25 protein-coding genes and 1 tRNA gene (1 of these 26 cut by a window edge) are annotated in these 26827 nt (G+C 63.5%); 10 read left to right on the top strand and 16 right to left on the bottom strand.

Annotation, left to right across the window (positions count from 1 at the left end; genetic code table 11):
• Positions 1-83: 83 nt before the first annotated feature.
• A complete protein-coding gene (locus ACX36O_RS01685; RefSeq protein ID WP_488359981.1) occupies positions 84-1787 on the top strand; it encodes a sensor histidine kinase in 1704 nt (567 codons plus the stop codon).
• 93 nt (positions 1788-1880) lie between these two features.
• On the opposite strand, the gene ACX36O_RS01690 is transcribed toward ACX36O_RS01685, so the two are convergent.
• From ACX36O_RS01690 to ACX36O_RS01725, 8 genes are read right to left on the bottom strand one after another with little or no spacing between them, the layout of a single operon-like run.
• Positions 1881-2453, bottom strand: a complete 573-nt coding sequence (locus ACX36O_RS01690; RefSeq protein WP_213362560.1) for a TrbM/KikA/MpfK family conjugal transfer protein — start codon at positions 2451-2453, stop codon at positions 1881-1883.
• A 59-nt stretch (positions 2454-2512) separates the two neighbouring features.
• The gene (locus tag ACX36O_RS01695) at positions 2513-4219 is read right to left on the bottom strand and encodes a type IV secretory system conjugative DNA transfer family protein (RefSeq protein ID WP_213362561.1); all 1707 of its coding nucleotides are present in this window, start codon (positions 4217-4219) and stop codon (positions 2513-2515) included.
• A complete protein-coding gene (locus ACX36O_RS01700) occupies positions 4216-4794 on the bottom strand; it encodes a hypothetical protein (protein ID WP_488359982.1) in 579 nt (192 codons plus the stop codon). The genes ACX36O_RS01695 and ACX36O_RS01700 overlap by 4 nt, the downstream gene beginning before the upstream one ends.
• Before the next feature lie 17 nt (positions 4795-4811).
• Positions 4812-5879, bottom strand: coding sequence for a P-type DNA transfer ATPase VirB11 (gene virB11, locus ACX36O_RS01705; protein ID WP_488359983.1), 1068 nt, complete (start codon positions 5877-5879; stop codon positions 4812-4814).
• The gene (locus ACX36O_RS01710; protein ID WP_488359984.1) at positions 5876-7012 is read right to left on the bottom strand and encodes a TrbI/VirB10 family protein; all 1137 of its coding nucleotides are present in this window, start codon (positions 7010-7012) and stop codon (positions 5876-5878) included. The genes virB11 and ACX36O_RS01710 overlap by 4 nt, the downstream gene beginning before the upstream one ends.
• Positions 7009-7779: a TrbG/VirB9 family P-type conjugative transfer protein gene (locus ACX36O_RS01715; protein WP_488359985.1), complete on the bottom strand. Its 771-nt coding sequence runs from the start codon at positions 7777-7779 to the stop codon at positions 7009-7011. The genes ACX36O_RS01710 and ACX36O_RS01715 overlap by 4 nt, the downstream gene beginning before the upstream one ends.
• Entirely contained in the window at positions 7763-8641 is an 879-nt protein-coding gene (locus ACX36O_RS01720) for a VirB8 family type IV secretion system protein (protein ID WP_213362568.1), read from the bottom strand. Before ACX36O_RS01720 ends, ACX36O_RS01715 begins: the two co-directional genes overlap by 17 nt.
• A gap of 5 nt (positions 8642-8646) precedes the next feature.
• The gene (locus ACX36O_RS01725) at positions 8647-8904 is read right to left on the bottom strand and encodes a hypothetical protein (RefSeq protein ID WP_488359986.1); all 258 of its coding nucleotides are present in this window, start codon (positions 8902-8904) and stop codon (positions 8647-8649) included.
• A 120-nt stretch (positions 8905-9024) separates the two neighbouring features.
• Between ACX36O_RS01725 and ACX36O_RS01730 the strand changes: the two genes are divergently transcribed.
• Genes ACX36O_RS01730 through ACX36O_RS01765 form a run of 8 tightly spaced genes read left to right on the top strand, consistent with a single transcriptional unit; the run spans position 9025 to position 17278 of the window.
• Positions 9025-9696: a lytic transglycosylase domain-containing protein gene (locus ACX36O_RS01730; RefSeq protein WP_250131092.1), complete on the top strand. Its 672-nt coding sequence runs from the start codon at positions 9025-9027 to the stop codon at positions 9694-9696.
• 32 nt (positions 9697-9728) lie between these two features.
• Positions 9729-10076 (top strand): TrbC/VirB2 family protein, encoded by a 348-nt coding sequence (locus tag ACX36O_RS01735; protein WP_250131093.1) that lies wholly within the window; start codon positions 9729-9731, stop codon positions 10074-10076.
• A gap of 9 nt (positions 10077-10085) precedes the next feature.
• Positions 10086-10382 (top strand): VirB3 family type IV secretion system protein, encoded by a 297-nt coding sequence (locus ACX36O_RS01740; RefSeq protein WP_213362571.1) that lies wholly within the window; start codon positions 10086-10088, stop codon positions 10380-10382.
• Between the two features lie 16 nt (positions 10383-10398).
• The gene (locus ACX36O_RS01745; protein ID WP_213362572.1) at positions 10399-12858 is read left to right on the top strand and encodes a VirB4 family type IV secretion/conjugal transfer ATPase; all 2460 of its coding nucleotides are present in this window, start codon (positions 10399-10401) and stop codon (positions 12856-12858) included.
• A gap of 47 nt (positions 12859-12905) precedes the next feature.
• Positions 12906-14636, top strand: a complete 1731-nt coding sequence (locus ACX36O_RS01750; RefSeq protein WP_213362573.1) for an NlpC/P60 family protein — start codon at positions 12906-12908, stop codon at positions 14634-14636.
• Between the two features lie 20 nt (positions 14637-14656).
• Positions 14657-15652 carry a hypothetical protein gene (locus ACX36O_RS01755; RefSeq protein ID WP_213362575.1) on the top strand — a complete coding sequence of 332 codons (996 nt, stop codon included), beginning with the start codon at positions 14657-14659 and terminating at the stop codon, positions 15650-15652.
• A 27-nt stretch (positions 15653-15679) separates the two neighbouring features.
• Positions 15680-16711 carry a TrbL/VirB6 family protein gene (locus ACX36O_RS01760; protein ID WP_488359987.1) on the top strand — a complete coding sequence of 344 codons (1032 nt, stop codon included), beginning with the start codon at positions 15680-15682 and terminating at the stop codon, positions 16709-16711.
• 18 nt (positions 16712-16729) lie between these two features.
• The gene (locus ACX36O_RS01765; protein ID WP_213362577.1) at positions 16730-17278 is read left to right on the top strand and encodes a DUF4189 domain-containing protein; all 549 of its coding nucleotides are present in this window, start codon (positions 16730-16732) and stop codon (positions 17276-17278) included.
• 11 nt (positions 17279-17289) lie between these two features.
• Here the strand turns inward: ACX36O_RS01765 and ACX36O_RS01770 are convergent, their stop codons facing one another.
• The 4 genes from ACX36O_RS01770 to ACX36O_RS01785 are packed head-to-tail and all read right to left on the bottom strand — an operon-like array spanning position 17290 to position 21134.
• The gene (locus ACX36O_RS01770) at positions 17290-17628 is read right to left on the bottom strand and encodes a TfoX/Sxy family protein (protein ID WP_213362578.1); all 339 of its coding nucleotides are present in this window, start codon (positions 17626-17628) and stop codon (positions 17290-17292) included.
• A gap of 22 nt (positions 17629-17650) precedes the next feature.
• Entirely contained in the window at positions 17651-18352 is a 702-nt protein-coding gene (locus ACX36O_RS01775) for a hypothetical protein (RefSeq protein WP_213362579.1), read from the bottom strand.
• 22 nt (positions 18353-18374) lie between these two features.
• Positions 18375-18818 carry a CoA-binding protein gene (locus ACX36O_RS01780; protein ID WP_213362580.1) on the bottom strand — a complete coding sequence of 148 codons (444 nt, stop codon included), beginning with the start codon at positions 18816-18818 and terminating at the stop codon, positions 18375-18377.
• 30 nt (positions 18819-18848) lie between these two features.
• Positions 18849-21134 carry a protein-disulfide reductase DsbD family protein gene (locus ACX36O_RS01785; protein WP_250131094.1) on the bottom strand — a complete coding sequence of 762 codons (2286 nt, stop codon included), beginning with the start codon at positions 21132-21134 and terminating at the stop codon, positions 18849-18851.
• Between the two features lie 118 nt (positions 21135-21252).
• Here ACX36O_RS01785 and ACX36O_RS01790 point away from each other — a divergent pair, with 118 nt between their 5' ends.
• Positions 21253-22086 carry a creatininase family protein gene (locus tag ACX36O_RS01790; protein ID WP_488359988.1) on the top strand — a complete coding sequence of 278 codons (834 nt, stop codon included), beginning with the start codon at positions 21253-21255 and terminating at the stop codon, positions 22084-22086.
• Positions 22087-22109: 23 nt separating this feature from the next.
• On the opposite strand, the gene ACX36O_RS01795 is transcribed toward ACX36O_RS01790, so the two are convergent.
• The 4 genes from ACX36O_RS01795 to ACX36O_RS01810 all read right to left on the bottom strand — a co-directional run.
• Entirely contained in the window at positions 22110-23288 is a 1179-nt protein-coding gene (locus tag ACX36O_RS01795; RefSeq protein WP_213362583.1) for an aminotransferase-like domain-containing protein, read from the bottom strand.
• Between the two features lie 230 nt (positions 23289-23518).
• Positions 23519-23594: transfer RNA gene (locus tag ACX36O_RS01800), tRNA-Thr, on the bottom strand.
• Positions 23595-23681: 87 nt separating this feature from the next.
• Positions 23682-25514 carry a phospholipase D family protein gene (locus ACX36O_RS01805; RefSeq protein WP_488359989.1) on the bottom strand — a complete coding sequence of 611 codons (1833 nt, stop codon included), beginning with the start codon at positions 25512-25514 and terminating at the stop codon, positions 23682-23684.
• Between the two features lie 76 nt (positions 25515-25590).
• Positions 25591-26827, bottom strand: partial view of an ABC-F family ATP-binding cassette domain-containing protein gene (locus ACX36O_RS01810; RefSeq protein WP_488359990.1) — the 3' portion only. Its footprint extends 770 nt past the window's final position; the window shows 1237 of its 2007 coding nt (coding positions 771-2007); its start codon lies off the right edge, out of view; it ends in the stop codon at positions 25591-25593.

Genomic DNA, 26827 nt, shown 5'->3' on the forward strand with positions numbered 1-26827 from the left:
GCGGGGATGCCAGCGCGCATGCGGCGCCTGCCGCAGGGCAGGGTGCGTCCCCGGCGCAGGGGGAGAAAGAGCCTCCCGTTTCCATGAGCGGTGCGTCCGCCTCGGCCTCTACCCTGGTCGACCGCGTCAACCCCGTCCGCATCCAGCGCCGCCTGCTGCTGATGCTGATCGTGCCGCTGGTGTTGCTGGCCCTGCTCAACGGCTATATGGACTACCGTTCCGCCGACAACTCGGCGAGCGAGCAGGACCAGCAGCTGCTGCGCCTGGTGCCGCTGCTGGCCGATTCCATCATCGCGGTGGGCGCACATTCCGGCGATCCGCCGGTGTTGCTGCTGGCGCCGCCGGTGGAAGAATTCCTCAAGGAGCGCGAAGGACTGGTGTCGTACAAGGTGTATACGCCCAAGCGCAAGCTGCTGCATGGCGATGACAAGCTGCCCTCGGTGGTGCCGCTCACGCAGGAGCCGGAGTTTTTCAGCCAGGAGGTCAAGGGCGTCAACTACCGCATGGTGGTGCAGCGCGTGCCCAGCGTGGCGGGCGACGTGATCGTGGAGGTGGCCGATGCCTCCGATCCGCGCAAGCGCTGGCTGCAGCAGGTGCTGGTGAAGGTGCTGCTGCCCAACCTGTTCCTGATTGCCGTGGTGGCATTGGGCATCAGCTGGGCCGTGCAGCGCGCCATGCGGCCCTTGCGCGACCTGATCCTGGCGGTGGAGCGGCGCTCTCCGCGCGATTTGAACAGCATCGACGAGCGCAGTTCGCCCGAGGAAATCCGCCCGCTGGTGACGTCGCTGAACCGGCTGTTCGGCATGGTGAACGCGCAGGCCGAGAGCCAGCGCCGCTTTGTGGCCGATGCTGCGCACCAGTTGCGCACGCCGCTGGCGGGCCTGCAGGCGCAGATCGAGGCCTGGAGCGAGTCGGTGAAGCGGCAGCAGGAGCTTGCGCGGGCGGAGCGGCCGGGCGTTGGGTCCCGCAGTGAGCAGGCAGCCGCCGCACCAGGAGCAGGGCAGGCCACGGCGCCATCGGCCGCTTCGGGTGTGGGCGCTGCGCTGGGCAACGATGCGCGTCTGGTGTGGAGCGAGGCCTTGCAGAAGGACGTGGTGCAGGTGCCGCTGGAAGAGCTCAACCGCCTGCGCGCCGCCACGCGACGCACGTCGCAGCTGGTGCACCAGCTGCTGTCGCTGTCGCGGGCCGATGCCGATGTACTGGAAGTGCAGCACATGCAGGCGGTCGACCTGAAAGACCTGTGCGAAACCCTGCTGGAGCAGCATCTGGATGCGGCTGCGCTCAAGAACATCGATCTGGGCCTGGACGTGACGTCGGTCCGCGTGATGGCGCATGCGCTGTGGCTGCGCGAGCTGCTGAGCAACCTGATCGTCAATGCGCTGCATTACACGCCCGAAGGGGGCGTGGTGACGCTGCGCTGCGGCGTGCAGTCCACGGTGGCGCGTCAGCAGCGCTGGAGCATGACGCCCGACAGGCCGCAGCGCCGCCCCTTTGTCGAGGTGGAGGACAACGGCCCGGGCATTCCGCGCGAGGAGCGCGAGCATGTGTTCGAGCGTTTCTACCGCATGCCGGGCACCAAGGGCGAGGGCACCGGCCTCGGCCTGGCCATTGCGCGCGAAATCGCGCACCGGCACCAGAGCGATCTGGTGCTGAGCGATGGCATGCCGCATGAAGGCGGTGGCGGGCACGGCCTGCGCGTGACGCTGCTGTTCAATGCCTCGCTGTTGCGTGAGGGCAAGGCAGAGGGCGGCGGCGTGACGGGAAAGCAGGAACTGACGAGCCTGTGACGGCGTGAGTTCCGCTTCTGCGGCAATGGGGTTTGCCGCAATGGGTGTGGCGCGAGCCGCATGCTGCCATGGCCAGCTGGCGCGTCTGCAGGCTTAATCCATCCAGCGGCCGCCTTTTTCTGGCACGCCCACGTAACGGGGCGGCCGCAGATCGCCCGGTTCGATATAAGCATGCCGGAAGTAGGCTTTGCAGTATTGCGGCAGGGTGTTGCGGATTACCGAGATGGTCTGTGTGGTGCAGCTGAGCTCCTGATCGTCCCGGCGCAGGGAACCCGGCAGGCGGGTGTTGGTCTGCGGTTCGCATACGGTGACTTCCTTCCTTTCGCGCAGACGGGCATTGAGCGGTCCTGCCTGGCAGGACTCTGCGGCATTGGCCATGGCAGCGACCAGAGAGCGCATGCGTTCGTCCTGGTTGGCGGAGGGACACAGGCGCAGAAAATCATGCCGCGCCTGGATGGTCTCCCAAGGCTTCTTGTGGCGGATGCTGAAAAAGCGCTGCAGCGAAGGCGTGCATTCGCTCGGGCGCGATCCGCTGGACAGGCACAGGATGGCCTCGCAGGCCAGCTTGGTGTCGCCTTCGAACAGGGTGGAGGCAGGGGCAGGCTGGGAGAACACCAGCGTGGCACTTGCGACAGCGAGGGTGTGGCGGAGAAGGGGTGGCGGCATGGAAACTCCAGGGTGAGGGACAGGAAAAATCGGACGGGGCAGGGCAGGGAAGCTGGCGCTTATGCCGGGCCGGGCGACCGCGGGTGCGCACTGGATGCGCAGGGTGGCTGCACAGGCGGCAACAGGCGCCGCCTGAATCTGCGTTCGCGGTAGTAGCGGATCTTGCGCGCCAGCACCGGTTGCTCCATGCCTTCGATCAGCAGGATCTGGCGCTCCGGACCCAGGGCCTTGATCTCCTGGGGCAGCAGCAGGGCGCGGCGCTCTTCCACTTCGGTAAAGCTGGTTTCACGCCCGCTGCTGCGCTGGCGGCGACGCAGCGTGGTGGTGCCGAGCATGTCGGCGTAGTCGTTGGCATCCTGCTGCTCGCGCGGGGCGAACAGGATTTGCGTGGCGTGGTTGGTGGCCAGCGTGCGCGCCTGCTCGCGCCCATAGGTCGCGTCGAGCTGGGCCATGCTCTGCACGATGGTGAGCAGGCGCAGGTTGTAGCCGGCCATGTAGCCTACGGCGCGGGCGATGATGTCAATCTTGCCGATGCTGGTGAATTCGTCCAGCATCAGCAGGCACTGGTGCCTTAGCGTGGGGTCCTGCTGTGGCAGCGTGCGCGTGTTCAGGCTGATCAGCTGGGAGAAGAAAAGGTTGAAAATCAGGCCGGCCTGGGCCAGCCGGTCGGGTGACACGCACAGGTAGATGGACATGCGCTTGCGGCGCACGTCGGTGAGCAGGAAATCGTCGGCACTGGTGGCCGCATCGAGCAGCGGATCGGACCAGGGCAGCAGCGGGGCGTGGAAGGTGCCCAGGATGCTCGACAGCGTTTCTTCCGCCTGGCCGGCAAAGCCGGAAAAGGCGTGGTGGCTGGCATCTGACAGGAAGTCTTCCTCGGCCATCGACCGGAAATGTTCCCGGGGCGAGATGCCCGGTGAGCCGGATGCAAGGCGATGCAATCCGCCGAGCGTGGGGTAGGGCGTGGCCAAACCCAGCCGCATGGCGCGGTCGTGCTGTTCGAACAGGTACAGCGCCAGTGCCAGAAACACGTTGCGCGCATGGTCGATGAAAAACTGCTGGTTGCCGCTGCCGTCGCCATCCGGATAGAGCATATGTGCGATCTGGCGCAATTCGCCCACGCGCAGGGAAGGCTCGGCCGGGATGTAGCGCAGCGGATTCCAGCGATGCGTGCGGCCGTCCGTGGCAAAGGGGTTGAAGACGAAGACTTCCTGGCCGATCTGCCGGCGGTAGCCGCTGGTGAGCGCGTGGTTTTCGTGCTTGATGTCGAGCACCACCACGCTGCCGGGGTAATCGAGCAGCACTGGAACCACAATGCCCACACCCTTGCCCGAGCGAGTTGGTGCAGCCAGCAGGATGGCGCGTTGTCCGTGGTCGCGCAGGTAGCGTCGGCCATGACGTCCGATCAGCACGCCGGTGTCGGAGCGACGGAAGACGCCGGCGCGTGCCAGATGCGAGCCACTGGCAAAACGGGCATCGCCGTGGGTGCTGCGGGCAGGTGTGCGCCACAATGCGGCAAGCAGGCCCAGCCAGAGCAGGGAGGCCAGGCCCAGCCCGCTGGCGCCGGACAGTCGGATGGCCTTGGCATGGGGCTGGTAGCTGGGGTGTTCCAGCAGCCAGGCATAGGCCCACCAGGTGCCCCAGCCTGCCTGCCGGTGCTGGAAGTCGAACCACCAGTACAGCATCTGGCCCGCCGCCCAGCTGCCTGCGGCAAACAGCAGGGGCAGGCTGAGCAGTGCGAGGGAGAGGCGGGCGGCCGGCTTCATGTGCGTGCGGGTGAGGGTGAGGCAATGCGCCGACAGGCGACGCGGACCGTGGAGCGGCGTTTTTGCAGCAGCGGCTCGAGCAGGTAGGCATCCGGTCCCTGCACGTGCAGGCGGTAACGTCGTTGCGGCAACTCCTTCTGCACCAGCAGCAGCCAGGCATTGAAGTTGCGTTGCATCTGGCGGGCAAAGGCGGTGCCCTGGTCAAACGGGGGCAGCAGTGCAAATGACTGCACCTGTTCCGTCATCTGGCCTTTCCGAATAGAGTGCCGACCGCTGGCGCGCGTGCGCAGGCGGTAGCTGCCTGCGCCTTGCGCGTGTGACTGCGCCTGAAAGACGAGCGAGGCATTGCTGCTCCATCGCCCCTGGGCATCGGCGCTATAGGCAATGCGCTGGGTCAGCGTGCCGTCGGGCAGGCCGGGCAGGTTGCGCAGTGGCACCGGGCTGCTGGCGCACATCCAGTGGCCGGCCAGCGGGGCTTGCGCAGACCTGTGTGCGGACTGGGGCGCGGCCGCTAATGCTTCGGCAAGGGGGATGATCAGGCAGGCCAGACAGAGCGCTTGGGCTCTTCCGAGCATCGTGTGTCGAATCATGCTCATGGCGCCGGCTCCCCCGCTTTTGCACTGCCTTCGGGCTCGAAGCTGATCCCCGTAATGCGCCGCTGTCCCGCATGGGCCTGCATATGCACCACGATGTCGATGGTTTGGCGCAGCAGCCGCTGGATGACGTCAAACTCCAGCCCGGCACCTTCGGGCGAGGCCTTGACCATCAGCGCCAGCTGGTCCCAGGTCTGGGCCACGCTGCCGGCATGGCAGCTGGTGATGGAGCCGGGGTGGCCGGACGCGCAGTTGCGGATGAAGTAGAAGGACTCATCCCCACGCAGCTCGGCCAGCAGGATGCGGTCCGGTTTCATGCGCAGGCAGGCTTCCAGGCACATCTTTGCGGTGAGATTGCCAATGCCCTGGCCGCCCTTGGAGTAGAGCAGGTGCACCACGTTGGGCTGCCGGATGAAGAGTTCACGCGCATCCTCGATGGTGATCAGCCGCTCTTCGGGCGGAATGTGATACACCAGTGATTTCATGAAGGTCGTCTTGCCACTGCCGGTTGCGCCGGACACCACGATGTTCTTGCGGTACAACACGGCCTGGCGAAAAAAGGAGGCGTAATCGCCGGAGTCGCGCAGTTGCAGCAGCTCTGCATCGTGTGCGCTCAGGGCGTGCTGGCCGGCCGCAATGCCGCCGAAGAAGCCCTCGCACGCATATTGCTCAAGACTGCGCGTGTCGCGCGATGGCAGGCGGATGGTGATGGACACCGTGCCGGCCTCGACCGCGGGCGGCACCACGAACTGCGCGCGTTGCCCGGATGGAAAGGTCAGCGATACCATCGGCTCGGTCGCCGTGATGCGCTGCCCGGTATTGCTCTCGTTCACTACCGTGGTGCAGAAGTGCCGTGCACGCTCGTAGCTCAGGCCGTCCACGGGCAGCCACTGCCAGCCGCCGCGTGTTTCCAGATACACCCCGCCGGGGCGGTTGATGCAGATTTCCGTCACGTCAGGCCGGGACAGCAGCTCGGCAATCCCCAGCACCTGGTACTGGTGCTGCAGAAAACTGTCCGAAAGGCCGGCAGGGTCCATCCCCGGTGCGCCGTCGAAAGGCGGGCTCATGGCTGCAGGACTCCGGCAAAGTCGATGTCGCGCGAGGCGTAGATCGTGACCAGTTCGCCCTGGTTGATGGTGACCGTGGCGGGACGGTTGGCTGCGCCCTGCAGAGCATGGCGCGCCGCGCTCTGCAGGGTGTCGGCCGTGCGCGACTGGTACGGGTTGATCTGGCGTGTGATGACACCGGTTTCGGGTGACAGGGCGGTCGTGCTGTTGCTTGCCGCTGCAGGCGCATGCACGGCGCTGGCAATCTGCACGGCATCGCCGAGCAGGCTCACCAGCAGGGCAGAACCGATCCGGCTGCCCCAGTGGCGGTCGATATGGCCGGGATGTCCGGCAGCGCCCAGTCCGTCCACGCCCGGGCTGCTCAATTGCACGTCCATGCCGTCGGGCGTGAGCACGCGTTCCCACAGAACGGCAATGCGGGCGACATCATTGCTTTCGTACTTGTACTGCCCGGTGATCTTGGCGCCACGGTCGATCAGCAAGGTGCGTCCATTGAGCGAATAGACCGGCTCGGTCACCACGCAGGAGGTGAAGCCGGGCAGGTCGCTGATGATGCGTGTTTCGAGCACGCAGCGGATATAGGTGCCCCGCGGCATCAGCGTGTCGGGCGATGCGTTGCGGCTCACACTGCCTTGCGCGACGACGCTGGCGGGTGCGGGGTCTCCGCCCCCCTGCAGCACCGGACCGCCATTGCTGCGCTGGTCGGTCAGGCTCTCGCGGGGAGAGGGGGAGGCCGTGGATGCGGATGTGGCACGGGAAAACTCGGCAGGAGTCGGTGTACTCAGCGGCACAGGCATGGCTGTGGGGGCTGGCGGCAGCGGCGGCAGTTCGGGGAGCGGTTGCGGTGCGGCGGCAACCGGCATCAGCGTGTTGGCGCTGGCCATCAGGGTGTCTGCCGGCAATTCCACTACCTCTGAGCGGGGGCGCGCTGGCTTGCCCGGCCCGAACAGCGAGAGGCTGTTCATGCCCCAGGCCAGCGTCACGGCGCCGGCACCGCCAATGGCCGCAAGAAACAGGAAGCCCTTGCGGTTGAGCTTGCGCCGGGGGCCGCTGTGCAGCACGGGCTCGTCCTGCAGTGCGGGCTCCTCTGGCAGGGATGCAGGAGCATCGGTCATGGGGAAAGTCGGATTCATGGCTCGCTCCTGCGCAGGGCCAGTGCGCTGTCGCCGTGGCGCAGGACCAGATAGCGGTACACACCATGCACGGTGATCTGTTGTTTGCGGTAGCTGCTGTTGACGATGAAATCCTCGCCATCGGCCGTCTTGCGCCCGAATACTGCGGGAACGCCTCCGTGGATCTGCAGGCCTGGCGGCAACTGGATATAGGTCAGGCGGCCATCGTCATGCACCCGAGCGGGACGCAGCCATTCGGAACCGGGGCTGGCTGCATAGTCGTAACGGGATGACGGTTCCGGTGCTTGTGTTGCTCCCGCATCGGCATGCGCGTTATCGGCCGACACGTTTGCAGCCGTGCTTGCGCCGGGGTAGCTGAAACGCACGCGGTAATGCACACCCGCAGCGCGCGCTTCCTGCAACGTGCGCCAGCGCTTGCCGATCACTTTCAGATCGAACAGGTAGGAGCGCTGGCTGGTGCGGATGTACATATTCGTGTCCGCCTGCGGGCTCTTGGGCTTGATGTAGAAAACGTTGTCGCGCCGCACCAGATCCCAGTTGGAGCTGAAGCCGGTGCCGAAATCCTTGACCTGCTCGGACGGGCTGATCTCGATCTGGGTAGCCAGACCGGGGGCCGTATGCACGGAGTAGATGGTGTCCGGTGCGTAGGCGTAGCTTTTGACGGCCTGTGCCTGCGCGGCGCACGCTGGAAGTGCCAGGGCAATAGTTGCCAGCCAGCGAAGAGTGGCGGGCCTGGAAGCAGCGCGGCGCTTACATGGTGCCAGCATGTGCACCTCCTGTTGTACTGGGAAAGGATTGTCCGGCAGTGGGCCAGGGGGTTGCCGGCTCTGGGGTCGTGGTGGCAGGCGCCGGTGTCGCCAGTGCGGGAGAGGGGGCGGTGACGGGCATCGTTCCGATTGCTTCCGGATCGACGCGATAGCTGTGCACGCGGAAGCCCAGCGGGTTCTCGATGCGGCCTTCCTCGTTCATCTGCAGATGCGGGTCGTAGCTCACCTTCATGGTGGCCAGACGAGTATCGAGCAGGCGTGCCTGGCCGCTAGATTTGTCGAAAACCCAGCGTTCGAAACGCACGCTGGCAGCAATCGGAGTGCGGATGTTCCCGCCGTCTTTGGCCGCATCGCCCCAGGTCAGCACGGTGCTGAGGATCTTCACGCGCAAGGAGGCGTTCTTGCCGTAGAGCGTGTCGGGGTTGTCGGGGTGGCTGGGCGTGTATAGCGCCTGGTATTCCTTCAGGGCGCTGCCGGTGGCCATGGCGTGCACCACCTTGCGATCACGCCGGTTCAGCAGCTCCCAGTCATACGATTCGCGCGCGATGACGAAGTGGGCCACATTGCTCTTGTTGATGGCCTCGCTGGCGCTCAGTGGTGTGTCGCCCGCCTCCAGCCGTGCGACGCTGCTGGTGCCGCGATAGGGGTCGGCCAGCACCAGATAGGGTACTTGCTCCTTCAGCGGCATCACCAGCGCATAACCGCCCGCAAGCAGGATGGACATGGCGCCCGCTCCCATGGCCACGCGCCAGGCACGCCGCTCGCTGCGGCGCACCTGTTCGATCAGGCTGGTTTCGAAGTCGCGCGCTGCGGTCAGCAAGGGCTGGACAGCGTCGCCCGTCGGTTTCTTTTTGCGCAGCATGGCGATTACTCCCGCTCCGTCACGGTATCTGACTGCGGCACGAGGGATGCCTGCGCGGCGTTCTGCGCGTGCGAACGGGTGGCTGTCAGCGCAACGGGAGCGCGCGCCGTACGCGTTTCCATCCCCGCATCTTGCGCGGGAAGCGGTTTCCAGTTGCCGCCGAACTCGGGCGGTGCGTGCCCGGTGCCGCACCCCGCCACGGCCATGCACACCAGCGCCGCGATCGCATGGCGCCCGGGGAAAACGAAATCAATCGTGGACAAGTGTTGTCTCCAGATGCAAAAAGTAATTAATAGGTGTTATTATTGCATCTTAAGTTCTCGTTATCGAGTGGTCATCATAAATTTTTCTGTCGCAAGCCCATGATGCTGGATTGCCCTGATATGGCCCTGCCCATGCACGTGATGCAGCACGTGATGCGCGTGGAGTCGAGCTTCAACCCTTATGCCATCGGCGTGGTCGGCGGCCGCCTCGAGCGCCAGCCGCGCAACCTGCCCGAGGCGGTGGCCACGGCCAGGATGCTGGAAAAAAACGGCTTCAACTTCTCGCTGGGGCTGGCTCAGGTCAACCGCTACAACCTGGCGCGCCATGGCCTGAACAGCTACGAAAAGGCGTTTTCCGCCTGCGACAACGTGCGCGCCGGCAGCCGCATCCTGCAGGAGTGCTACCAGCGCGCCAATGATTGGGGCAAGGCGTTGAGCTGCTATTACTCCGGCAATTTCGTCACCGGCTTCCGCCATGGCTACGTGCAGAAGGTGATGGCCAGCATGGCCAGAGCGCTGCCGCCCGCCGCGGGGGTGCCCGCGGGAGTGCAGCCGATTCCGGTTTTCCGTCGGGGTACACGGACCCCGCCCGCTGCGGGAGTGGCGGCTCCTGTGCGTACATCGCCACCACGCGCGGCAGTGCCCATGCCCATGCTCTCCGGAACAGCCTCGCCCGGAGCGCCGATGCCGGTGAGTGTTGTCCAGCCAGTAGAGCCTGTCGTTCTCCCGGCGGCAGCTTTGCAGGCAACTCCAGTTGCCCACGAGCCGCGCGACGGCAGCTTTGTTTTCTGATTTTTTCCCAACCTGTTTGAAAGGACTTTTCCGTGACTTCCACCTCTCTCGCCACCCCCTCGCCGTTCGCCTCTGGAGCGCGTGCCGGCCGCATGCTGCCCCGGCTGCTGTGCCTGGCGGTCTGTGCCGTGTTTCTGCTATTGCCTGAGATGGCCCATGCTGCCGAAGACCTGTCCGATGGCGGCAAGGTGGGTGAATTTCTGGGCAAGGTGAAGGCGGCTCTGGTGCCCATTTCCGTAACGGTGGTGACCATCGCCTTCATCTTTGCCGGCTACCAGATCGCCTTCAACCACAAGCGCATCACCGATGTGGCGCCGGTACTGGTCGGGGCCATCGTGATCGGTGCCGCTGCCCAGCTGGCCGGCTGGTTCATCAGCTGACGCCCCGGCATGCAACGGCATACCCTGTTTCGCGGCTGCACGCGCCCGGCCATGTTCCTGGGCGTGCCCTACGTACCCTTTTTTCTGGGGGCGGGCGTCTGCGTGCTGATGGCCGCCTGGTTCAACCTGTTCTGGTTGTTCGCATTGCCGCCCGTGATTGGCGCCATGCGCCTGCTGGCCAAGCAGGACGAAATGATCTTCCGCCTGCTTGGCATTCGCCTGCAGTTCTGGCTCAAGGCACGCAACCGTCGCGTGCATGCCGGCATGTGGGTGTTCACCCCTAACCAGCACCGTCGCCTCCCCTGACTTTTCCTGCCATTCCATGTTCACGCCCGATACCGCCATCAGCAGCTTCATTCCCCTGTCCAGCCATGTGGCTCCCGAGGTGCTCAAGACCACCGCGGGTGACTACCTGATCTGCTGGCGCCTGGAAGGCCTGCCCTTCGTCGGGCGGGAGGAATGGGAGCTGGGCCATCGCCACGCCACCTTCAACCGCCTGTTGCAAAGCCTGCGTGCGCCCGACTACGTCAACGTCGCGTTCTGGACGCACGACGTCCGCCGCCGCAGCGCAGTGCAAAACGCCGACCAGTTCGACGAAGCCTTCAACCAGCAGCTGTCGGATGCCTACTATGCTGCCCTGTCGGAGCAGAAGGTGCTGCAGAACATGCTGTATTTCACCTTGCTGTACCGGCCGGTGGTGGAAGGACGCCATCTGGTGGAAAAGTCCACCAGCATCACGCAGTTGCAGGCCGAGCAGGATCAGGCCATCGCCAAGGTGATCGAACTGGCCGGGCATGTGGAGGCGGTGCTGCACGACTATGCACCCGTCCGTCTCGGTATGTACGAAGCCGACAACGGCACCGTTTTTTCGGAAGCGCTGGAGTTCTTCAGCTACCTGCTGAACCGCAGTGAGGAACCGGTTCCGGTGCTTGCGGCACCGGTGTACGAGTATCTGCCCTTGTCTCGCCATCTGTTCAGTGCGCGCGGCGGCGATTTCGTCGTACGCACGCCGGAGGGGCGCAGCCACTATGGGGCTGTGCTCAATATCAAGGAATATCCGGAAACCACCTTCCCGGGCGTGCTCAACGGCCTGAAGTACCTCGATTTCGAGTACGTCATCACCCAGTCCTTCACCCCGCATTCGCGCCACGCCGGACTGCGCGCGCTGGAACGTACCAAGGGCATGATGGTGTCCTCCGGCGACCGGGGCGTGACTCAGATCATCGAGCTCGACGACGCCATGGACCAGCTCGCCAGCGGCAACTTCGTGCTGGGCGAGTACCACTTCACCATGGCCCTCTATGGCGATAGCCAGGAAAGCCTGCAACGCCAGATCGCCGAAACACGTGCCGAACTGGCGCATGCCGGCTTCGTCTCGGTGAAGGAGGATCTCGCGATTGCCGGCGGCTTTTATGCGCAGCTGCCGGGCAACTGGCGTTACCGGCCACGTTTGGCCAATGTGTCATCGCTCAACTTCCTGGGCCTGAGCCCACTGCACAACTTCGCCAGCGGCAAGCGCAGCCAGAACCCCTGGGGCGATTGCGTGACCGTGCTGCAGACCACCAACCGCCAGCCGTACTACTTCAACTTCCACGCCACCCATCCAGGCGAAGACAGCTTCGGAGAAAAAGCCATCGGCAACACGCTGGTGATCGGCAAATCGGGCACCGGCAAGACAGCGCTGATCAACTTCCTGCTGTCGCAGGCGCAGAAGTTCAACCCCAAGCCCACCATCTTCTTCTTCGACAAGGACCGTGGCGCCGAGATCTTTGTGCGTGCCTGCGGCGGCAACTATCTGGCGCTGGAAAACGGTCAACCCACCGGCTTCAACCCCCTGCAATGCGAGGCGACCGAAGCCAACACGCAGTACTTGGTCGACTTGCTGCGCCTGCTGGCCGGCAAACCCCACTACAGCGCCGGCGAAGAAGAAGACATGCTGCAGGCCGTGCGCGCCATGCTGGACACCCCGTTGCATCTGCGCAGCATTTCCAACCTGCAGAAATCGCTGCCCAACCACGGTGACGACTCCATCTACGCCCGATTGCGCAAGTGGACGCGCGCCGGCGCGCTGGGCTGGGTGTTCGACAACCCGCAGGACACCGTCGATCTTTCGGCTGCAAACATCATTGGCTTCGACTACACCGACATCATCGACAACCCCGAAGTCCGCACCCCCGTCATCCATTACCTGCTGCATCGCCTGGAGAGCCTGATCGACGGCCGTCCGCTGATGTACGTGATGGACGAGTTCTGGAAAATCCTGGACGGGGAGGGCGGACTGAAGGAGTTTGCCCGCAACAAGCAAAAGACCATCCGCAAGCAGAACGGCCTTGGCATCTTCGCCACCCAGTCACCCGAAGACGCACTGCGCAGCGATATCGCCGCCGCCCTGATCGAGCAGACCGCCACGCTCGTGCTGCTGCCCAACCCGAATGCCGACCGCAAGGACTACATCGACGGTCTCAAGCTCACGGAAAGCGAATTCAAGGTCGTTACGGCGCTGGACGAACGCAGCCGCTGCTTCCTCGTCAAGCAGGGGCACGCCAGCGCCGTGTGCCAGCTGGATTTGCGCGGCATGCATGACGAACTGGCCGTGATTTCTGCCTCCACCGACAACATCGCCGTGCTGCATGACGCACTGCAGCAGGTGCAGCGCGACCTTGCGCAAGACCAGACGATGCGGCCCGAGCACTGGCTGCCCCGTTTCCAGGCACAGCGCAAGGGTGCGCGCAATTCCGCACCGTCTTCCGATACGCGTGCTTCGGAACAGCAGGCGGCATGACCCGACTCCCCCGATTTCCTTGATTTCTCACATTGGAGCATCAGCCCATGGCAAACCGAAACTACCAGGACTATCTGGCCGCCCTGGCCAAGCGCGAAAGCGGCGGACAGGCAGACCCCTACCAGGCCGTCAACAAGCACGGCTATCTGGGCAAATACCAGATGGGCAAGCTGGCGCTGATCGATGCTGGCTTCTACCGGAAGGATGGCAGCAGCAACAATGACTTCCACGACCACAAGTGGACCGGCAAGCATGGCGTGCACAGCCGGGAGGATTTTCTCAACAGTCCTGAAGCGCAGGAGGCAGCGGTGCATGCCTATAACCGCGCGCAGTGGCGCACGATCCGCAAGGAAAAACTCGACCAGTTCATCGGGCAGAAATTCGGCGATGGCCCGGTCCTCACAGCAAGCGGCCTGCTCGCCGGAGCGCATCTGGTCGGGGTCGGCAACCTGGAAAAGTACCTGGAATCCGGCGGAAAAGTCGTACCGCGCGATGGCAACAAGGTGCCGATTACACGCTATATGCAGGAGATGGCGGATTACGACGTCCCCATGGCGCGAGCACGACAGACGAGAACTCAGTCATCCCAAATCGGCGAGATCGATCCGGTAGTGCGACGTGACGGTCATGAGGCGCAGCCCAACGCGGACATGCGGTACAAGGCGCCTGAAGCCAGTCGGGCCCATATGGTGCTTGACTACGCGCTCGAACGCTTCCGCACAGGCTACGAGTACGGCAGGGGAGACGGCAACTGGGCTACGCAGCGCCGCAATAACAGCAGCCCGGATGGACGCACCGATACCAGTCGCAATGGGCAGGATCTGGATGGCGATGGCCGTCGGGGTATCGACTGTTCGTCGCTCGTATATCAGGCCCTGAAAGGGGCGGGATTCAAGTGGCGGTACAGCTATATGACGACGAGTCAGTTGTTCGACAAGAATGGTACGACTGCAGACGCAGAAAAGTATTTTCAAGTGCTATCAGCGGACAAGGGGCGCAACAAGGGCTATGAGCCGGGCGACATTCTGATGTTCAGGGGGAACGGGAAGAAGGCGGGTCAGCACGTTGGCATATTCCAGGGCTACGATGAGCAAGGGCGCATGCAGTTTTTCGGCTCTCAGGTCAGCACCGGTCCTGCTACGGCAACCATTCGACCAGGCGGCACCTGGGATGGCAAGAGCATGCATTTGCTGGGAGCCCTGCGCCCAAGAGCAGAGTTTTTCAAAACCCAGACGCAGGAGGGCGCCGCGCTTTCAACGGGGAAGACGGTTGCCGAGCCTGCACTGACAACGTCTGCCGGCAAGCGGAGCAAGGCGATCGATGTGACCCCTGAAAGTCAGTCAGGCACCATCATTGAATCGTCTGTGCATTCGACGCCGGCAAAAGCTGCACCTAAGGGCAAGCAACCCGATGCCATTGAACTGCTCTGGAACCTGCGCTACAAGCACATGGGAGCCGATGCAGTACCCGATGCCATTCAAAGCCTGAGCAGAAAAGTGCAGCAGGCGTGCTCCGCATTCGACGCACTTCAAACCGCTCGCGTGACCCACTATCTCGCCGATCGTGCCGAAAAAGCGCAGCTGCCGCTGCAGGCAATCGGCGAGGTGCTGCGCGAAGCCCACGGAGGGCGCGACCTGCTGCACGCGATCCACCAGAACCGCAGTCATGTTGCCAGCGCTGACATCAACAAGGCGCTGCAGTCCGCCCTGGAACCCGCACTCTCCCTCAATCCGACGATCCAGCCCACCCAGCAGGTTGCGACACGTTCTTCCCATTGACCCACTTCTGCCGGCAAACCATGGACTCCCGAAAACCCTGTATTGCAGCACTCCGCAATACCGAAAACACGCACCGCGATAGTGAACCCGTGGCGAGCCGCCCCGGCTTGCGCGCTGATTCATGCATGGGCAAAACGCTTCGATTCCTGGCATCCGCCCCGCTGGTACTGGCGGCAACGTTGCTGCTGGCCCCCGTGTCGGGTTCAGCCCAAATCCCCGTCACTGACGGCGCTCAGATCGCCAACGACAACCTGCTGCAGAACGCCATGCAGAAGTTTTCGGAAGAAGTGATGGGCAAGCAGTACATGCAGAAAATGCTGAGCGAGGAAACGATCAAGAAATACCTGGCAGACGAGGTGATCAAGAAGCAGATCGGCGAAAAATTGCTTCAGCCCATGGTGAATCAACTCTCGGTCATTCCGGGCGCCAAGGCCTTTCAGGGCATGGTGGAAAAGGTGGTCCCCGGGCAGATGACGGCGACCGACCGCAACTTTGGCGAACTGAAAACCACGACCGAGGCCGTGCTGGATGGAAAGCACAAGATGGAAGATGCCGTCACGGCGTTCTTCAAGGGGGAGACGCCCCCCGCCTGTCCGAAGGTTTCGGGCGAGTTGACCGACAACTGCGTCAAGGCGCGTAGTGCCCTGGCCGCGCAGCTGCAGGAAATCCGGACTCTCTCCGATTCGCTGGAATCCCGCAACAACGCTTTGCGCGACATGCTCGTCGACAAGAACTACAGCTCCCTGGCAGAGCTTCAGCAAAAGCAGTATGTCATGCTGACCCTGCAGACCATCATTGCCAACGACAACATGCGCATGCAAACGGCCATGGCCGCCTACCAGAACATGCGCGCACTCTACCAGGAGAAATACAACGAAGCCGTTCAGGCGCGTACCAATGGCGGGTCCGGGACGCTGCTCGAATCGGTCAGTCGTGGGGCGATTGCTGCTGCAGGCGTTACGGCAGGAAGGGCGGCTGCGCAGCAAGTTGGCTCCAACCGAATCTTCGGTCGCTGATCTCGCACGATTTCGGAGCACGCAAGCATGCTTGACGGATACATATCTGCTGCGCTATTTGAAGAAATCCGCAGCTACATCGTCGACCTGATCGGACAGTTCGGCTATGCCGGCCTCGGTCGCATGATGGCGTTTGCAGGCGCAGTAGGCACCGTGTGGCTGACCATCTGGTTCATGGTGCAGGGCTATCGAATCGCGACCGGGCAAAGTCGCGAAAGCCTGCACGTCTTCATCGTGCGTGCGATCACCGTGACGGCGATTGTGGCGGTGGCGCAGGGGCTGGCCATTTTCGGTCAAGACCTAGCCAGCCTTGTTCTGGACTTGCGCAACAGCATTGCCCTGGCCATCACCGGAGGGGAATACGAAGACCCCTCCAAAATGGTTGGCAAGGTGCTGACAGGCATGCTCACCTTGCAATTAGCCATGGACCTGGCGCCGGTGTTGGGCCCATCGTCGGGCAACAACCTCAATATGGCGAACACTTTGTCGTTCATCACGGGAGCCGGCCAGGCGTTACCGGCCTTGATCGCCGGGGGCCTCATGCTCCTGAACGAAATCGCCATGCACCTGTGCCTGGTGATGGCACCGCTATGCCTGCTCGCCTATGTCTTCGAGCAAACCCGCTTCATGTTCGTCACCTGGGCCAAGTTCACCGTCAACACCCTGTTCAGCATGGTTGTCATCACGGTCGTCACCGTGATCGCGCTCAAGGCCACCATCATGCTGGGAACCGCGCTGCTGGCCATGGATGGGGTTTCCTCAGGACTGGCCTTTGCGAGCGTCACCACAGGCACGCTCTACCTGCGCGACATCGCAACCATCTCGGGCGGACTGGGGATGCTCCTGACCACGCTGATCCTGGGGACCCCGCCGCTGATGACTAACTTCTTCAGTGGTCAGGTTGGTGCAATCTTTAGTGGGTATAACCAGGTGGGTAGTGTTGCTGCTGGCAACAAGCCGGCGGCCGGGTCACAGGATTTTTTGAGATCTAGAAACTCCCATGAGAATGAAGAGAGTGCTGTTCATAAGCATAAAGCGATGCCGGAGTTGAAAAGGTAATATTCGTACAATGTGATTATGAAAAAAATTTATACATTTTTATTTATTATTCTTCTTGCTTGTTTTGTTGAGGCTCAGCCTATTAATCCGTGGTTGGCTGACGGGATAAATAGGGGAATTCAAGAGGGTCGACAGGTTAACGGATATCCAAGGTATGAAACGAGAGATTGGGAAACGCAGAAGATAAAAAAACTGCGTGATACGAAATTTTATGGAGCGATAGCAATGACTCCTGACAATCCATCTGCACTGACTTGGGGGGGTGGGGAGCTGAGTGAGTCTGCAACACGTGAAAAAGCATTGGGTGCTTGTCCTAAATCAAATTGCCGCATTGTGGCTTCGTTTTCTAATACATGTGCAATGGTGGCATTGCCGGATGGCAGTAAAGGAATCGACGATATTTTTGTCGGAATGGACCAGAATCCGGAAATTGCAATTGATAAGGCGTATGGGAGTTGTGAGAAGAAGTTCGGAAAGGGGCGGTGTCATTATTTAGGGCGCGAGAAAAATGCAAAGCACACCGCCTTCTGCGTCGGTTACGACTACGGCATCTATTCCACCAAATAATTCAAATAAAACTATCCACCCAAGCGCCCCCGCATCTTCCTGCGGGGTGCTGGCATAGCCTCCGCCGTCACCCTCACCAACTCCCCCAACCACTCCCGCCTCTCCCACAAATCCGCCTCAACCAGCAAATACATCTTCGCCCCCGGATAAGGCGCTCCTTCCACCACGGGATCCTGCATGGCGCGCCCCGCCACGGTCGGCTTTACAAACAGCTGGTCATCACACACAAACGCCACCGGCTTGCCATCCCAGTACACGCAATATTCCCCGAACATCTTGCGTGTGGTAATGGGGAGAGAGCGGTCCAGCTGGTCCAGCAGAAAATCCATGGTTTGCGGCGACGTTCCCATGTGCTGCTCCTCGGTCGGTCATTCAATCGGTATACACCACCCGGATATGCGGCACGCTGCGCACCCCGGGTTGCTGACGGAGAAATTCACGCAAGAACTCCACCAGCTTTTTTTCGCACAAGGCGATCACGGCCGGATCAGAGGCCAGTAGCCGGCCCTTGCTGGCGGATTCATCCGCGGCCTTGGCATACAGCTGAATCACGGCAGCCTTTTCATCCGTCAGCACTCCGCCGGACAAGACTTTGTAGCGCAAATTGCGCACGGCGGGGCTGGCGACCATGCGCGGCTTCTTCAGCCGTATCTCCAGCCCGTCTGCCGTCGTCCGCAAATCAAACTGCCCCGGCCCCAGGTCATAGCCAAACGGGTATTCCGCCGTGTACCAGACTGCCACAGTGCCGCTGGAAGAAAATCCGAGCAGAAAGCGCTCGATGACTTCCGTCACGCCTTCGTCACGCACCACCGTCGCAGTCAGCAACTTGGTGTGCTCGGCCAGCGCCTGCTTGCCCAGTGTCAGATAGCTGGTATAGCGCGAATAGCCCAGCAATTCTTCCTGCGTCCGGGTAACGGCCTGCTGCAGCGTGTGCGCCTGTTGTTCAGCCACCTGCAGCCGCCCGCCCATGACCCACCACGTCAGCCCCGCGCTGGCAGCGGCCGCCAGCAATGCAGTCGCAACCGGCAGCAGCCAGGCACCACGGGCCACTGCAGTTTCAGCGGTGCCGGGCATCGCCGTTCAGCCCCGCCAATCGTTACACGTCACGCACAATGCCGCGGCGCGCATGCTCGATCTTGGTGCACTTGTTCGACACCACGTTCAGGCCCGCAGCCGCCGCCTTCTGCTCGGCCTCCGGATGGTGGATGGAGAGTTGCAGCCACAGCGTTTTCGCGCCGATCGCAATCGCCTGATCGGCCACCGGCGGCACATCCTCGCTCTTGCGGAATACGTCCACCATGTCGATCGGATGCTCGCCAGCGTCCTTCAGCGCTTTGGCCGCCGCTTCCAGATCGGCGTAGGGCGTTTCACCCAGCACCTTTTCGCCTTTCTGCGCCAGCACCGGATTGACCGGAATGATGCGGTAGCCCCCGGCCTGCAGGTAGTGGGCCACTTCGTGGCTGGCACGCTCCGGGTTGTCGGACATGCCGACAATCGCCACCGTGCGGGTCGTTTCGAGGATGTGGGTGATATCGTCCATGGAACAAGTCTCCTGGCAGTGAAAAAACCGTTATTTCAGGGTAGATAGCGCCTCTTGCACGGCGTTCAAGGTCAGCACTTCGGTCAGCACCTGGGGCTGGCCGGGCTTTCCGGGGTCGTGCAGCGCATACACCGGCACGCCGTTGCGGCCCAAGGCATTCAGCGAGGCGGTAATGGCCGGATCGCTGCGCGTCCAGTCGGCGCGCAGCAGCAGCACCTTGTGTTCGCGCATCGCGGCCAGAAACGCCTCGGTCGACATGACTGTCTTCTTATTGAACTGGCAGGTCACGCACCAGGCGGCGGTGTAGTCCACAAACACCGGCTGTCCGGCCGTCAGGGCCTGCTGCACGCGCTGTTCGCTCCAGGGCTGCCACAGCGCTCCGGCCTGAGAGCCATCAGCAGTAGAGTTGGCAGAAGCAGGCGCAGCAGCAATTAGCCCCCCATACCCCGCGCCCAGCCACAGCAGCATCGCGGCAAACACCCCCCCCAGCACCACACGCAGCTTGCCGCTTCGCCCCAGCGCCCACAGCAGCGCACTGCCCGTCAGCAGCAGCGCCAGCAGCGCAATCGCACCGTCGATGCCGCTCTGGTGCCCCAGCACCCACAGCAGCCACACCACCGTGGCAAACATCGGGAACGCCATCAGCTGCTTGAAGGTGTCCATCCACGCCCCCGGCCGCGGCAGCCAGCGCAGCACGCGCGGGAAGAAGCTGCCCAGCAAAATCGGCAAGGCCAGACCCACCCCCATCGCCATGAACAGCAGCAGGGCCTGCAGCGCCGGCAACTGGATCGCATAGCCCAGCGATGCCCCCATGAACGGCGCCGTGCATGGCGAAGCCACCAGCACCGCCAGCACCCCGGAAAGCAGGGCGTCACTCACCGGATGCCGCGCCGTGGCCTGCGCCAGCGCGCCGGGCAGCACCTGCCCCACATGAAACACTCCCGCGAGATTCAGTCCCAGCACGGTAAACAGCCCGGCCAGCGCCGCCACCAGCCAGGGATTCTGCAACTGGAAGCCCCAGCCCAGCTGTTCTCCAGCAGCCCGCAGCACCAGCAGCAATCCGGCCAGCGCCGCAAAGCTCAGAACCACGCCCGCCGTATAGGCCAGGCCACTCACACGCTGCTCCCGCGGGCTATGGGCATGGCGCGCAAAACTCATAACCTTGATGGCAAGCACCGGAAACACGCAAGGCATCAGGTTCAGCAGCAAACCCCCAAGCAGCGCGCCGCCCAGGGCCAGCCAGAACGTAATGCCGGCCGCGGAGCCGGAAACAGGCTTGGCAGGGGCCGCCTGCGCATTGGCTCGCAAGGCCGCCGCCAGCTCGGGCGACATCTCAGCCGGGCTCTGTGCCGCCGGCCAAGTGCCTGCCACCGCCACCTCGGAGCGATAAGCCGGCCCCGCGGCATTGCGCACCACGCCATCGGCATCGACCACGCCCCGCACCGCCAGCACCACCGGCAGACGCTCCGGACTCTCCAGCCGCATCTCATGCAAAGGCAGCTCCATCTGCCAGCGCTTGCCTTCCCAGCGCTGCTCACCCGCGGCAGCAGGCGTGATGATTTCCGGTGTTTCCGGATACAGATTCAGCACCTTCCCCTGCCAGGCCTCAGGAAGCGCCTCGCTGCTGAACACAATGCTCTTGCGCTGCGCATCGACCTGCGCATGCACAACGCCATCCCCACCCGGCAGCGCCTGCGGCACCGCGCTCTGCGCCGCCTCGAACGCTGCCGCATCAGCCACCAGCGGCTGTCCCGTCGGCAAGTCCAGCACAAACTTGCCCTGCTGCGGGATGCATTCCTGTTTGCAGACCAGCCAGTTGGCCTCCAGCGCCACCTTGATCGTGCCGCCGGCATCCGCCGTTGCAGGCACCGTCACCGCTACAGGCAGCAGCACACTGCCGTCATAGCCATAGTTGGCGAGGGGGCCCACGGGCAGCTTCGACGGCACCGGCCAGGCAATCTCGCCCGCCTGCATGCCGGCAGGCAGTGTCCAGCGCAGGCTGGTGGCCTGTCCGCTGTCTCCGGGATTCTTCCAGTAGGTATGCCAATGCGGCGCGTGCATCAGCTGCAGGCCCAGCCACAGCGGCTTGCCGGCCTGCACCCCCTGTGGCGCATGGGCCAGCAGGCGGGCTTGCACCTGTTCCGTACGGACTTCATGCGCCGCCGCAGTCAGCGCCGAAAAACTGGATCCGCCCTGTGCCAGTGCATGGCCGCCAGCCAGGCTGGCCACCAGGGCCAGTGCGATAGCGCTACTGCGGCGCAGCAAGGGCGCTTGGCGCAAAGCGAAGGTCGTTCCGGAAAGTCGTAGGGTCATCATGCAATCATCAAACGCCCCACGGAACTTCGGCAGGGGGCAGCAGTTTTTTCAGCGAACCATTATCCCCCTTGCGCCAAGACCCCACAGCAAGGTGCCAGTCAGTATGATGGAGGGCACCATGCCAAGCACGCCTATCCCCCCGTCGCGCTATTGGGCCGACCTGACCAGTCCGGACTTCGCCACGCTGGACCGCGATCGCGCCATCGCCATCCTGCCAGTTGCCGCCATCGAGCAGCACGGGCCGCACTTGCCGCTGCAGGTCGATACCGCACTGGCCGATGCCATGGTGCAGGCCTGCCTGCCGCATCTGCCGGCAGACTTGCCCGCCTTGTTCCTGCCCACGCAGGCCGTGGGATACAGCCCGGAACACACGGCTTTCCAGGGCACGCTCACGCTGCGCGCAGAAACCGTGATCCGCCTGTGGACCGAAATGGCGGAGTGCGTGGCAGCAAGCGGCGTGCGCAAGCTGGTGCTGTTCAACACCCACGGTGGCAACGTGGGCCTGCTGGACGTGGTTGCGCGCGACCTGCGCGCGCGCCTCGACATGCTGGTCTACACCACCAGCTGGTTCAACCTGCCACTGGGCCAAGCCGCCGAAGCCTTCGATGCCCACGAGCACCGTTTCGGTATCCACGCCGGCGTCATCGAAACCAGCCTGATGCTGGCCATCCGTCCGGACCTGGTACGCATGGACAAGGCAGGAAATTTCTCCAGCACCTCCGAACAGCGCGCCGCCCAATTCCCCACACTGGGCAATGGCCGCAGCGCCAAGCTGGCCTGGCAGATGCAGGATTACCACCCCTGCGGCGCAGTCGGCAACGCCGCCGCGGCCGATGCCGAACGCGGTGCAGCCCTGCTGCGGGCCAGCGGCCAGGCCCTGGCTACATTGCTGCGGGAAATCGACGCGCTTCCTGCCGACACTTTGCGCAACGGAGCAAGCGCCGTCCGGTAACCGCGCCTCCGCCGAGGCCTCTCTCAGGCCGCCAGCTGCTGCTCGATCGTCTGCGCCAGCAGCGCAATGCCGCGATCGATCTCCTCCGGCGTCGCCGTCACGAAGCTCAGGCGCATCGTGCTCATGTCGGGCTGCGTGTCATAGAAAGCAGCCCCCGGCACATAGGCCACCCCCTGCTGCACTGCCAGCGGCAGCATGGCGGCACTATCCAGCCCGTCCGGCAGGCGCAGCCACAGGAACATGCCGCCCTTGGGCGTATTCCAGCTCACGCCATCCGGCATGTGGCGCTGCAGCGCGGCCAGCATCGCCTGGCATTGCCCCTTGTACAGCGCACGGATGCGCTCCAGATGCCCATCAAGGAAACCCGGCTGCGTCAGCACCTCATACGCCAGACGCTGGTTCAGGCTCGGGCTGTGCAAATCCGCCGCCTGCTTGGCCTGCAGCATCTTGGGATACACCTCGGCCGGCACCACGGCAAAACCCAGGCGCATGCCCGGTGCCAGCACCTTCGAGAACGAGCCCAGATAAATCGACTGCTCCGGATAGAAGCTCGACACGGGCGGCGGCGGCGGCGCATCGAACCACAGCTCGCCATAGGGGTTGTCCTCCACGATCGGCAGACCCAGCGCATGGCAGGTCTTCGCAATCTCCTGGCGGCGGTGCGCCGACAGCGTCAGCCCGGTCGGGTTCTGGAAATTGCTCAGCAGATACAGAAAGCGTGCGCGGTAGCGCAACTGCTCGCGCTCCAGCGACTCGAGCTGCAAGCCCTGGTCGTCATTCGGAACACTGAAAATCTCCGGCTCATAGGCAGAAAACGCCTGCAGCGCACCCAGATACGACGGCGTCTGCACCACCACACGGCTGCCCTCGTCGATCAGCACCTTGCCGACAAGGTCCAGGCCCTGCTGCGAACCGGTCGTGATCAGCACCTGGTCCGGCGAAACCTCCCACGGCAGCGACTGCGCCACCCACTCACGCAGCGGGGCATAGCCCTCGCTCGCCGCATACTGCAGCGCGGAGCGCGGATGCTCGCGCATCACCTTCTCGTAGGCCTGGCTGAACGCCTCGATCGGAAACGAATCCGGCGACGGCAGGCCACCGGCAAAACTGATGATGTCAGGCTGCTCCGTCACCTTCAGGATCTCGCGGATGATCGACGGACTCATGGCTGCTGCCCGGTTGGCAAACTGCCAGCTTTTCATGGTGGACTCCTTGTACGACAGCAGGCGCCAGTGCACGAAAAAGCGGCCTGCCGTTTCCAGCTATGCGGGGGTTGTTCTAGTGTGCGTCCATTGTGGACCAAGTTGCCCGCGCGATACGCTTCAGCCTGCAACAAATGGAGGGCTTGACGCATGAAAAGATTTTGGCTGCGCAGCACGTCAGCCAAAGAAAAACCCCTGCGTGCATGAAGCAGGCAGGGGTTTCGGGCAGATGGTGCCGGCGACCGGAATCGAACTGGTGACCTACGCGTTACGAGTGCGTTGCTCTACCAACTGAGCTACGCCGGCATTCGCTTGTGCGATAAACCAGAATTATAGTGCGATGTTCCCCCAGAATGCCAGCCCTCGTGTGGCATACCGCACGTTTTTTCTGATTCACAGCATCTCATCCGGCGTAAAAGGAGCGGCCAGCTTCAGCAGAAACTGCAGGGTCGCGCTCGCATCGGGCTCGCCATGCTGCACGGCCGGCTCCACGCCCGCAGGCGCGTGCCATTGCAGGCGCCCGTCGGGTGCCAGTTCCAGCCGCCACGCCCCTTCGCGCACGATCGGCGTCACCCGTTCCCGGATCAGCCGGCCCAGCAGGCGGCTTCGTATCAGCACCGCCACCTCGCTGTTCTGCAACTGCGAACGCAAATCCAGATTCATCGAACCAATGCCCAGCCAAGTGTCATCCATCAGCACCAGTTTGGCATGCAGGCTCGCATGCCTGGCCTTCCCGGAAGAACCAAGCGCACTGCGCACCGATTGCGGCTGCAAGGCCCGCATCTCATGCACCTCCACGCCCAGCTTCAGCAACTCCCTGCGGTAACGCTCATAGCCGATATGCGCCAGCGGTGCATCCGACGACGCCAGCGAATTGGTCAGCACCACCACCGCGATGCCACGCCGGCGCAAGCCGGCAAACACCTGCATCATCTGCGCGCCGGGCACGAAATAGGGCGTCACGATCAGCACGGATCGGCGTGAAAGCCGCATCAGCCCCAACAGGCCGCTCACCACCTGATCGCCGCCATCCACATCGCGCTCCTCGGACGACAACTTGGCCGGCGCATCGGCCAGCAGGGCGCTTGGCGCCCAGGTCCATGCCACTTCCTCCAGTGCCATCGCACCTGGCAGCTCCGCCGGAGCAGGAGCGGCCACTGATTCGCCCTCTGCTTCGTCGCCCCCACCCGCCCGCGCCGACGGATTGCTTCGTCGCATCGCCACCATGGCCTTCAAATCCCGGCGGCTCATCAGCTGCTCCACGGGATACGCCAGCGGATGATTCCAGTACCGGTCGAAGCTGCGCGACATCGCAGGCACCAGCGCTCCGATCGCCAGCACATCCAGATCGATGTAATTGCTGTCATCGGCCTGGCCGAAATACGCATCGCCCAGATTGCGTCCGCCCACAATCCCCGCGACGTTATCTGCCAGAAACAGCTTGTTGTGCATGCGATGCTGCAGCCGCGAAAAATCCTGCAGCGCCGACAGCGCACGCAACTTGCCCATGCTGCGCCCCGCCGGCAGCGGATTGAACAGCCGCATCTCCACATTCGGCACAAACGCCAGTTGCAACACCTCCGCATCCTCGCCCTTGGTATGCAGATCATCCAGCAGGATGCGCACCCGCACCCCGCGCGCCGCAGCCTCGCGAATTGCCGCCAGCAGTACGCCGGTCCCCGGATCGTTGTGAATGGCGTAATACTGCAGATCCAGCGTGCGCGTCGCCTGCCGGGTCAGGGCGAGCCGGCTCGAAAAAGCACTGTCAGCAGAATCCAGCAGCAGAAACCCCGTATCGTGCCGGGATCGGGACTGCTTGCGCAAGGCACCCGCCAGCTTGCTCAGCGGAGTCACGGTTCCTGCCGGGAGAGCCTGTGATTCGGTGCGCGGCCCCGGCGGGGGCAGGGTGCCGCATCCAGCCAATACCAGCGCTGCCAGCAGCCCCCAGACCCACAGCAGCACGCGCCACAACGGAAGAGGGCGGGTAGCAGTCAATACAGGAGCAGCAGGCGGCATGGCAGAAACAATCAGGCGATGCCGGATATTAGCGCGAGTGTGATGCTTCTTGGGGCAGGCATTCCCGCAGCAGGCAAGGTCCAGCTTGGACAAGGTGCCGGCTGCATCCTGTGTTGCCGATGCTTGCTTCCCTGTATAGCCAAGGCACCAAGCATCATCGCCTAGCATCCGGCATCCGGCATCCGGCATCCGGCATCCGGCATCCGGCATCCGGCATCCGGCATCCGGCAGCAGACTGCCGCCACCTACCGGCAAAAATGCCGGCTGACCTCAACCTCCGGAAGGCTCAGCCATGCGCCGTCCCCAACTGCTCCCATCGCTCCAGCGCCACCATCAGCGCCTCTTCGATCTCGCCATCCCGCTGCTGCAGGGCAATTGCCCGCTGCAGGTTCGAGGCATATAGCGAACCATCGGCCAGCTCCGCGCGAATTCCCGCCTGCTCCGCCTCCAGCGCCTCGATCTGCCCGGGAAGCGCATCCAGTTCCCGCTGCTCCTTGTAGCTCAGCTTGCGTTTGCCTCCGCGACCCTGCGCATCAGCGCCCGAACCCGACCCGGGTGGGCCCGCAGTCCCGGAACCGGCTACGCCCGATCCTGCTGCACCGGCCTTATCAGTCCCAGTTGCGCCCGCAGTCCCAGTTGCGCCCGCGCTGCCTCCAGCCGTAGTAGCGGCTCCGGCCTTCGGCGCAGCGCCAGCCCGGCCAGCCGCCGCCTTCTCCATCGCTGTCGCCCGCTGCGACTGCGTCAGCCAATCCTCCACGCTTCCTTCATACTCGCGCCAGCGCCCATCCCCTTCGCTCACGATGGTGCTCGTCACCACGTTATCCAGAAACTCCCGGTCATGGCTCACCAGAAACACCGTCCCCTCGTAGTTCTGCAATAGCTCTTCCAGCAACTCCAGCGTATCGATATCCAGATCGTTGGTCGGCTCATCCAGCACCAGCACATTCGCCGGCCGGGCAAACAGCCGCGCCAGCAACAAGCGGTTCCGCTCCCCACCGGAAAGACTGCGCACCGGCGAAGCAGCACGAGCCGGACTGAACAGAAAATCCCCCAGATAACTCTTCACATGCTGCTTGCGGCTGCCAATCTCGATCCACTCGCTGCCCGGACTGATGAAATCCTCCAGCGTTGCATTCAGATCCAGCGCCTCTCGCATCTGGTCAAAATACGCCACCTGCAGATTGGCCCCTTGACGCACCGAACCGCTGTCCGGCGCGATCTCGCCCAGAATCAGCTTCAGCAAGGTCGTCTTGCCCGCCCCATTTGGGCCGATCAGCCCCACCTTGTCGCCGCGCAGAATCGTCGCACTGAAATCCCGCACGATCACCCGCTCGCCATAGCGCTTGCTCACCTCGCTCAGTTCTGCCACGATCTTGCCGCTCGGCACCCCGCTGGCAATATCCATGCGCACGCTGCCCAGCGCATCCCGGCGCGCCGCGCGCTCCGCCCGCAGCTTGTGCAAGCGCGCTACCCGGCTCTGGCTGCGCGTACGCCGCGCTTCCACGCCCTTGCGGATCCACACT

The organism is Brachymonas sp. KE5 (genome assembly GCF_057773645.1).

Excerpts from the sequence above, each read along its gene's own strand:
- ACX36O_RS01685 (WP_488359981.1), top strand. The coding sequence starts at position 84 with ATGAGCGGTGCGTCCGCCTCGGCCTCTACCCTGGTCGACCGCGTCAAC.
- ACX36O_RS01740 (WP_213362571.1), top strand. The coding sequence starts at position 10,086 with ATGCAACGGCATACCCTGTTTCGCGGCTGCACGCGCCCGGCCATGTTC.
- ACX36O_RS01745 (WP_213362572.1), top strand. The coding sequence starts at position 10,399 with ATGTTCACGCCCGATACCGCCATCAGCAGCTTCATTCCCCTGTCCAGC.
- ACX36O_RS01790 (WP_488359988.1), top strand. The coding sequence starts at position 21,253 with ATGCCAAGCACGCCTATCCCCCCGTCGCGCTATTGGGCCGACCTGACC.
- ACX36O_RS01760 (WP_488359987.1), top strand. The coding sequence starts at position 15,680 with ATGCTTGACGGATACATATCTGCTGCGCTATTTGAAGAAATCCGCAGC.
- ACX36O_RS01780 (WP_213362580.1), bottom strand. The coding sequence starts at position 18,818 with ATGGACGATATCACCCACATCCTCGAAACGACCCGCACGGTGGCGATT.
- ACX36O_RS01785 (WP_250131094.1), bottom strand. The coding sequence starts at position 21,134 with ATGATGACCCTACGACTTTCCGGAACGACCTTCGCTTTGCGCCAAGCG.
- ACX36O_RS01755 (WP_213362575.1), top strand. The coding sequence starts at position 14,657 with ATGGACTCCCGAAAACCCTGTATTGCAGCACTCCGCAATACCGAAAAC.
- ACX36O_RS01710 (WP_488359984.1), bottom strand. The coding sequence starts at position 7,012 with ATGAATCCGACTTTCCCCATGACCGATGCTCCTGCATCCCTGCCAGAG.
- ACX36O_RS01750 (WP_213362573.1), top strand. The coding sequence starts at position 12,906 with ATGGCAAACCGAAACTACCAGGACTATCTGGCCGCCCTGGCCAAGCGC.
- ACX36O_RS01695 (WP_213362561.1), bottom strand. The coding sequence starts at position 4,219 with ATGAAGCCGGCCGCCCGCCTCTCCCTCGCACTGCTCAGCCTGCCCCTG.
- ACX36O_RS01765 (WP_213362577.1), top strand. The coding sequence starts at position 16,730 with ATGAAAAAAATTTATACATTTTTATTTATTATTCTTCTTGCTTGTTTT.
- ACX36O_RS01715 (WP_488359985.1), bottom strand. The coding sequence starts at position 7,779 with ATGCTGGCACCATGTAAGCGCCGCGCTGCTTCCAGGCCCGCCACTCTT.
- ACX36O_RS01720 (WP_213362568.1), bottom strand. The coding sequence starts at position 8,641 with ATGCTGCGCAAAAAGAAACCGACGGGCGACGCTGTCCAGCCCTTGCTG.
- ACX36O_RS01770 (WP_213362578.1), bottom strand. The coding sequence starts at position 17,628 with ATGGGAACGTCGCCGCAAACCATGGATTTTCTGCTGGACCAGCTGGAC.
- ACX36O_RS01775 (WP_213362579.1), bottom strand. The coding sequence starts at position 18,352 with ATGCCCGGCACCGCTGAAACTGCAGTGGCCCGTGGTGCCTGGCTGCTG.
- ACX36O_RS01690 (WP_213362560.1), bottom strand. The coding sequence starts at position 2,453 with ATGCCGCCACCCCTTCTCCGCCACACCCTCGCTGTCGCAAGTGCCACG.
- ACX36O_RS01730 (WP_250131092.1), top strand. The coding sequence starts at position 9,025 with ATGGCCCTGCCCATGCACGTGATGCAGCACGTGATGCGCGTGGAGTCG.
- ACX36O_RS01805 (WP_488359989.1), bottom strand. The coding sequence starts at position 25,514 with ATGCCGGATGCCGGATGCCGGATGCCGGATGCCGGATGCCGGATGCTA.
- ACX36O_RS01700 (WP_488359982.1), bottom strand. The coding sequence starts at position 4,794 with ATGCTCGGAAGAGCCCAAGCGCTCTGTCTGGCCTGCCTGATCATCCCC.
- ACX36O_RS01795 (WP_213362583.1), bottom strand. The coding sequence starts at position 23,288 with ATGAAAAGCTGGCAGTTTGCCAACCGGGCAGCAGCCATGAGTCCGTCG.
- virB11 (WP_488359983.1), bottom strand. The coding sequence starts at position 5,879 with ATGAGCCCGCCTTTCGACGGCGCACCGGGGATGGACCCTGCCGGCCTT.